The sequence below is a fragment of the Citrobacter sp. wls619 genome (genome assembly GCF_005281345.1).
In the GTDB taxonomy this organism is placed as follows: Bacteria; Pseudomonadota; Gammaproteobacteria; order Enterobacterales; family Enterobacteriaceae; genus Citrobacter.
This window is the reverse complement of the sequence record NZ_SZXJ01000012.1, coordinates 1-6,437: the sequence shown is the minus strand read 5'-3', so window position 1 is coordinate 6,437 and position 6,437 is coordinate 1. Positions and strand designations below refer to the sequence as shown.

The 6,437-nt window shown below is 57.3% G+C and carries 5 protein-coding genes and 2 pseudogenes; 4 read left to right on the top strand and 3 right to left on the bottom strand.

The annotated features are described in order from the left end of the window. Positions 1-457, top strand: a pseudogene (locus FDX19_RS01885) (sugar-binding protein); the annotation flags it as partial. Beyond that, complete coding sequence (locus FDX19_RS01880) at positions 454-930, top strand: immunity 26/phosphotriesterase HocA family protein (protein ID WP_137381392.1); 477 nt, start codon at positions 454-456, stop codon at positions 928-930. The pseudogene FDX19_RS01885 and the gene FDX19_RS01880, both read left to right, overlap by 4 nt. Before the next feature lie 58 nt (positions 931-988). On the opposite strand, the pseudogene FDX19_RS01875 reads toward FDX19_RS01880, so the two are convergent. Continuing rightward, positions 989-1,273: pseudogene (locus FDX19_RS01875) on the bottom strand (SymE family type I addiction module toxin); the annotation flags it as partial. Positions 1,274-1,394: 121 nt separating this feature from the next. Next, a complete protein-coding gene (locus FDX19_RS01870; RefSeq protein ID WP_249357510.1) occupies positions 1,395-1,823 on the bottom strand; it encodes a helix-turn-helix domain-containing protein in 429 nt (142 codons plus the stop codon). Positions 1,824-1,937: 114 nt separating this feature from the next. Between FDX19_RS01870 and FDX19_RS01865 the strand changes: the two genes are divergently transcribed. Continuing rightward, positions 1,938-4,946, top strand: coding sequence for a DNA primase (locus tag FDX19_RS01865; protein WP_137381390.1), 3,009 nt, complete (start codon positions 1,938-1,940; stop codon positions 4,944-4,946). 209 nt (positions 4,947-5,155) lie between these two features. Next, positions 5,156-6,208 carry a site-specific tyrosine recombinase XerC gene (gene xerC / locus FDX19_RS01860; protein ID WP_137381389.1) on the top strand — a complete coding sequence of 351 codons (1,053 nt, stop codon included), beginning with the start codon at positions 5,156-5,158 and terminating at the stop codon, positions 6,206-6,208. Here the strand turns inward: xerC and FDX19_RS25250 are convergent. Continuing rightward, positions 6,205-6,437: hypothetical protein (locus tag FDX19_RS25250; RefSeq protein WP_212734696.1), on the bottom strand; the 233-nt coding region annotated here is incomplete at its 5' end. The two genes, xerC and FDX19_RS25250, sit on opposite strands and share 4 nt — an antisense overlap.

Genomic DNA, 6,437 nt, shown 5'->3' with positions numbered 1-6,437 from the left:
TGACCCGATAGGGCTGAGAGGCGGGTTAAACTTATATCAGTATGCGCCTAATCCACTCAGTTGGATCGATCCTTTAGGTTTAACCGCCGTTGATGCTCCCGGATATAGTGTTTATGGTTTATTTGATCCCGGAGCAAAAGAACCTTATTACGTTGGCATTACTAATGACATGGATCGAAGAAGAGGCGAGCATCTTGATACTGGAAGATTATCTCCTGATTCGAGAATGGAACCTCTTGAGCGAAATGTTAAATATGGTCAGGCCAGAGGTTACGAGCAGTATTATATAGAGAAATATAAAACCAGAACTGGAACTATAGGCGAAGAAATTTCCTCAACAAATCGAGGAAACAAATATAATTCATTTGATCATGGGCGAACCGATCCCAGGGCACAGGCATTTAAAGATGCTTATAATAGTAAGAAAGGTGGTTCCGGTGGAGGAAAATGCGGATGAGTGATTTTAAATTTTGGGGCTGGGATAAGAAGCCGAGAACAATGCTGCGTTTTGTGAAGCCCGGAGACATATTTTGCTTTAGATTAGATGAAAATCGGTATTGCTTTGGTAGAGTTATATCTAAGATATTTACCGGGCATGTTGCTGAAATATTTGATTTTACATCTGATATTCCTAAAGTAATGGAAGCTAATATAGCTAAAAGAGCCATACCTCCAATTGTGATTGATACATATTCTTTATTTGATAAAAAAATAGAGAAAGGAAGTGATTGGCGAATTATAGGCCATCAGGAAAATTATACTCCTGATAACGTTGATAATGTTTTCTTTGTATATGGGGTAGGAAATTCTTGTAAAAAAGTTGATGTATTCGATAATGAATACAGCATATCAGAAAAAGATGCAGAAAATTTTCCCCGTTTGACACCTCATGGTGATTATCAAATTAAATCTTTATTAAATAATATGTAATCAATAAAAAGCTGGGAAAGAAACTAAATCTTCCCGGCTTTTTATTACGTAATCCCTGTTAAATCCCGCCGTCGATCCTGTCGCGCTTAATCACCGGAATATCCCCGGTATCATTCAGCGCCCCCGGAAATGTCTTCAGCCATTGCGTTACCTTCTGCTTGTTGATGCGGGTAACGCTCATCCCTTCAATACAGCCAAAGAGTTCGCGGGTGTGCTGCGGCGTGATAATAATACAGTCCCGCATGACCCGGATCTTGACGGGCATCCCGTCAATAAACCCGGCCCGTGCCATCCATGCGCCGTGTAAACGGAGCGAATGGAAGTCAACGCGGGAATAAAACTCGCTGTGGGCCAGATCCGGCACTGTGTTAGAATCGTGTTCAGCCATGATTAACTACTCCAGTTAGTTACTTGTGGTGAGCGGGCTGACGTGTTGCAAGCGCGTCAGTTCCGCGTTAAATCAGCTACTTGGCCAGCGCCTGAATCTGCTTCTTGGTCAGGAACGCATCCAGCAGCTTCTTGATAACCTCTTTGTCCTCGTCGGGTAACTGCTCCACTTCCTGAAACTGGCGCAGCAGTTCCCGATCCTCAAACCTTGCCTTAGCCGCTTCGGTGGCCGCCCCTTCCAGCAGATAATCCCCCGTCACATCCAGTGCATCGGCCAGCCGCTTCAGCGTGTCGCCGCCCGGCCGGGATGTACCGCGCTCAAAGCGGCCAATGTGGGTGTAATGCAGATCGGCCAGCTTCCCGAGTTCAGACTGTGAAAGTCCCTTCTGCCTGCGCAGTTCGCGCAGACGCTGCGCAAATCCGGTATCAGCCATGTCCGCCATATCAAGCACCTCAGTCATCATTGCTACGTCAAATATAGCCATGTTGCCGTAATTATCCGTCATCTTCCATGCTCCGGTGCGTTGATATGTACTTTACATGCTTGACATAATAAAGCCTTGAGGCTACCTTATCAAGCATAAATGCTTTATTGAAAATATTTTTAAGGACGTATCAATATGGCCCGCATCCCGGAAGCAGAACTACAGCACCTGAAAGCCGCCGTTCCCTTAGTTGCCGTTGTGCGCTCACAGGGGCGGCAGATGTTCAAAAAAGGTAAGGACTTCACCGTGCTCTGCCCGTTCCACGACGAGAAAACCCCCTCGTGCGTTATCTCGCCGGAAAAGAACCTGTACCACTGCTTCGGCTGCGATGCGGGCGGCTCGGTGCTGGACTGGGTGATGCACACCGAAAAACTCAGCCTGCGTAAGGCGGTGGAGCGGCTGCGCGGCGAGCTGGGCGACAATCCCGCCGTGGCGCCACTGGTCACGAAGGATGAACCGGAAATGTTCACCGAAGACGAGGCGGGCCGCCAGAAACTGCTCTCCCGCGTGACGGACTTCTATCACCACACGCTGCTGAACGCGCCGGAGGCGGTGGCGTATCTGGAAAAGCGCCGCCTTAACCATCCTGAACTGGTCGCGCAGTTCCGCTTAGGCTTCGCCAACCGCACACTGGCCTACCGTCTGCCGCCAAAAGCGGTGCAGGCAGGTGCGAAGATCCGCGCCCGGTTGCAGGGTGTCGGCGTGCTGCGCGACACAGGACACGAACACTTCCACGGCTCGCTGGTTGTGCCGGTTGTGGATCTGAACGGCCAGATCCGCGGGATGTACGGGCGCAAAATCACCGATCGTCTGCGCAGCGGCACGCCGCTGCATCTTTACCTTCCGGGGCCGCATGGCGGGGTGTGGAACGAGCAGGCGCTGGTCGGCTCAAAAACGGTGATCCTCTGCGAATCGCTGATCGATGCGATGTCGTTCTGGGTGGCCGGGTTGCGCAACGTGACGGCGGCTTACGGGGTGAACGGCGTGACCGATGAAATGCGGGAGGCGTTCCGGGCGCACGGCATCAGGCAGGTGCTGATCGCGTTCGACAACGATGCGGCAGGCAATGAGGCTGCGGTAAAACTGGCGTCTTCCTTAGCCGCTGAGGGGATCGCGCCGTTCCGGGTGACGTTCCCGGAGGGGATGGACGCCAACGGTTATCTGTGTCAGGTGGCGGAGCCTGCACAGGCGTTCGGGATGTTGATCGATGGCGCGGTGACGATGCAGGACGTGGCAGGCGTGGAGGCTGTCGATCCGCTGATGCCGGATGCCGCGCCTGCGGAGTCTTTACCCTTAGCAACTGCTGTGGAGGCGCTTCCTGCGGCGGCATCGCCCGCGCCGGGCGTGGTGGTGGAAGCGTTGCCGGGCGGGGATCTGCAACTGGCGGTTGAATCGCAGCGGTGGCGCATCCGGGGGATCGGCAGCGTGAAAGCGGGCAGCGGCGCGATGAAGGTTAACGCGCAGGTGATCGACATGCAGAGCGGCGTGGTGTTCGCGGACAGCGTGGACATGATGAGCGCCCGCTCTCGCGGCGGGTATGCGCGGGCAGCGGCGGCAGAGCTGGGCCTTGCCGAGGGCGATCTGCGGCGTTCGCTGGGTAAGGTACTGCTGGCACTCGAAAGCTGGCAGGCACAACCGGAGCCGGAGAACGCCGCGCCGGAAATGACTGACGAAGATCGGGAGGCGGCGCTGGCCCTGCTGTGCTCGCCGGATCTGGCGGGCCGCATCGCGTCGGATATGGCGGCGTGCGGCGTGGTGGGGGAAAGTACCAACCTGACGGCGGCGTATCTGGCGGCGGTGTCGCGCAAGCTGGAGAAACCGCTGGCCGTCCTCATCCAGTCGTCAAGCGCGGCGGGCAAGTCGTCGCTGATGGACGCGGTGCTGAACCTGATCCCGCCGGAGGAACGAATGCAGTACAGCGCCATGACCGGGCAGAGCCTGTTCTACCTCGGCGAGACCAACCTGCAACATAAGATCCTCGCCATCGCGGAAGAAGAAGGTGTGAGACAGGCGGCGTATGCGTTGAAGCTGTTGCAGTCGGACGGGGAGTTAACCATCGCCAGTACGGGCAAGGATGACGCGACCGGGAGCCTTGTCACGAAGCAGTACACCGTCAAAGGCCCGGTAATGCTGATGCTGACTACCACGGCGATCGACGTTGACGAGGAGCTGTTAAACCGCTGCCTTGTGCTCACGGTGAATGAAAGCCGTGAACAGACGGAAGCGATCCACGCGGCGCAGCGTTACGCGCAGACGCTGGAAGGGCTGCTCGCCTCGAATGAGAAAAGTTACATCACTCAGCTTCACCAGAACGCGCAGCGGCTGCTGCGTCCGCTGAACGTGGTGAACCCGTTCGCCAGTCAGCTTACCTTCATGAGCGACAAGACGCGGACGCGGCGCGACCATATGAAATACCTGACGCTGATCCAGTCGGTAGCCCTGCTGCACCAGTACCAGCGGGAGGTAAAGCGCGTGGAGCATCGCGGGCAGATAGTGGAGTACATCGAGGTTCAGCGTTCGGATATCGTGCTGGCTAATCAACTGGCGCATGAAATACTGGGCCGCACGCTGGACGAAATGCCGCCACAGACGCGTAAGCTGCTGTTGTTGATACAGGCGATGGTCAGTGAGGCGGCAGCGGCGCGGAACTGCAAGCCCGGCGAGATACGCTTCACGCGCCGCGAGATCCGCGACGTCACGCAGTGGAGCGACAACCAGCTCAAGGTTCACTGTCTGCGGCTGGCCGAAATGGAATACCTGCTTGTACATGGTGGCAGCCGCGGCCACCTGTTGCAGTACGAGCTGTTATGGGACGGCAGCGGCGACGGTTCCCACCTGTGCGGCCTGATCGAGCCGGGTGAAAAGCCCGCGTATGACTCACGCAAGTTGGAGACGCCGGAGGACAAGTTGCCCTCAAGTTGCCCCAAAGATGGGGCTAAGTTGGGGCAGACAAAACAGGCCACAGACTGCGCCAGTGCTGGCCCGGATGTGTCGCAAGTTGGGAGCGATGAAAAAGCACTGTTCCCGGAGACAAAGAAAACACCCCGTCGTAGTCGTAAGGACAACCACGCGGATCGCATCCGGGACAGCCCGGCAGTGAACGGCAAGGCATCACTACGATCAACGCAAGTTGGATCAAACTGACCGCAAGTTGCCCTCAAGTTGGCCCCATGTTGGGGCTAAGTTGGGGCAATAAAAATCATCTGCAAGTCGCATCATTATTGACCTGAACGCCCCGCAAGTTGGGGTAACGCTAAAACCACAGTTCCACTGCTTTACCCTTCCTTCGTCGTACCGTACCGCTATCTCAATACTCAATACTCAATCCCTAATCTCAATCAGGACAAACCCTCATGAGCAGACCCATACCACCGGGGCCGGAAGCCCTTTATCTTAGCCGCCAGAACCAGAACGCCACGCAGCGCCAGCATGTGATCGCATGGCTCGCGCACCTTGAGGCGCAGGGCTACAGCCCGCGCAGCACCGAAGGCTACCGCGAACGGGTGTTGCCGTTCATCACCTGGTGCGAGGAGCGCGGGCTGATGTACGCGCCGCAGGTGAGCCTGGCGGTGCTGGAAGCATACCAGCGTCATCTGCGCAGTTACCGCAAGGCAGACGGCAACACGCTTGCGGTCGGTGGCCAGCTCAACCGCCTCAGCGCGGTGCGCAACTTCTGGCGCTGGCTGCTGAAACGTCACATCATCCTGTACAACCCGGCAGAGCAGCTTGAACTACCGAAGGAGGAGAAACGGCTTCCGGCGCAGGTGTTCAGCGAGCAGGAGACGCGGGCGGTGTTGCAGAGTCTGGACACGGAAACGCCGCTGGGCCTGCGTAACCGGGCGATCCTTGAGGTGCTGTGGAGTACCGGGATCAGGCGGATGGAGCTGGCGAACCTGATGTTATGCGACGTGGACTTCACGCGGGGCGTGGTGAATGTGCGGCAGGGTAAGGGACGCAAGGATCGGGTGGTGCCGGTGGGCCATGTGGCGCTGGAGTGGGTTCAGCGCTGGCTGAAGGACGTGCGGCCCCGGCTGGCTTACCGGTTCGACAGCGGGCATCTGTTCATCACATATCACGGCAAGGGGTTAAGTCCGGTAACGCTGACGCAGCTCGGCGGAGAGGCTATCCGGGAGAAAGCGCGGATAGACAAGCCGGGGGCCTGTCACATCTTCCGGCACTCGATGGCGACGCAGATGCTGGATAACGGAGCGGACACGCGGCATATCCAGGCGATCCTCGGCCATGAGAAGCTGGAGACGACGCAGATCTACACAAAGGTAGCCATCGCGCCGTTACAGCGGGTGCATGAGAAGACGCATCCGGCGGAGAAGCGGCGAAGGAAGAAAGCGCCGGAGGCCACGGAGCCGGACGGGAGCGCGGCGTTGCCGGACAGCCCGAAAGGTTAGGTGTCGCACTCTGTGAGGCCGCAGGGCGCGGTGGACAGGGCAAAAGGCGCGCATCCCTGCGCACCTCTTGCCCCGCCCGGCACCGGCGTGCGCGGGGGTAAATGCCCGCGTCCCGGCGGGGGCTGTAGCGGCATATGGGGGTGCGGAGCGGCCGGGCCACGGTCATTAAACATAATGCAGGAGATTATGCGCACTCTCGCCGGGCGGCTGTGGGTGGCGAACCCGACCC

What these genes read in the sequence shown, in the direction of transcription:
- FDX19_RS01880 (WP_137381392.1), top strand. Translation starts at nt 454, where the DNA reads ATGAGTGATTTTAAATTTTGGGGCTGGGATAAGAAGCCGAGAACAATG.
- FDX19_RS01870 (WP_249357510.1), bottom strand. Translation starts at nt 1,823, where the DNA reads ATGACGGATAATTACGGCAACATGGCTATATTTGACGTAGCAATGATG.
- FDX19_RS01865 (WP_137381390.1), top strand. Translation starts at nt 1,938, where the DNA reads ATGGCCCGCATCCCGGAAGCAGAACTACAGCACCTGAAAGCCGCCGTT.
- xerC (WP_137381389.1), top strand. Translation starts at nt 5,156, where the DNA reads ATGAGCAGACCCATACCACCGGGGCCGGAAGCCCTTTATCTTAGCCGC.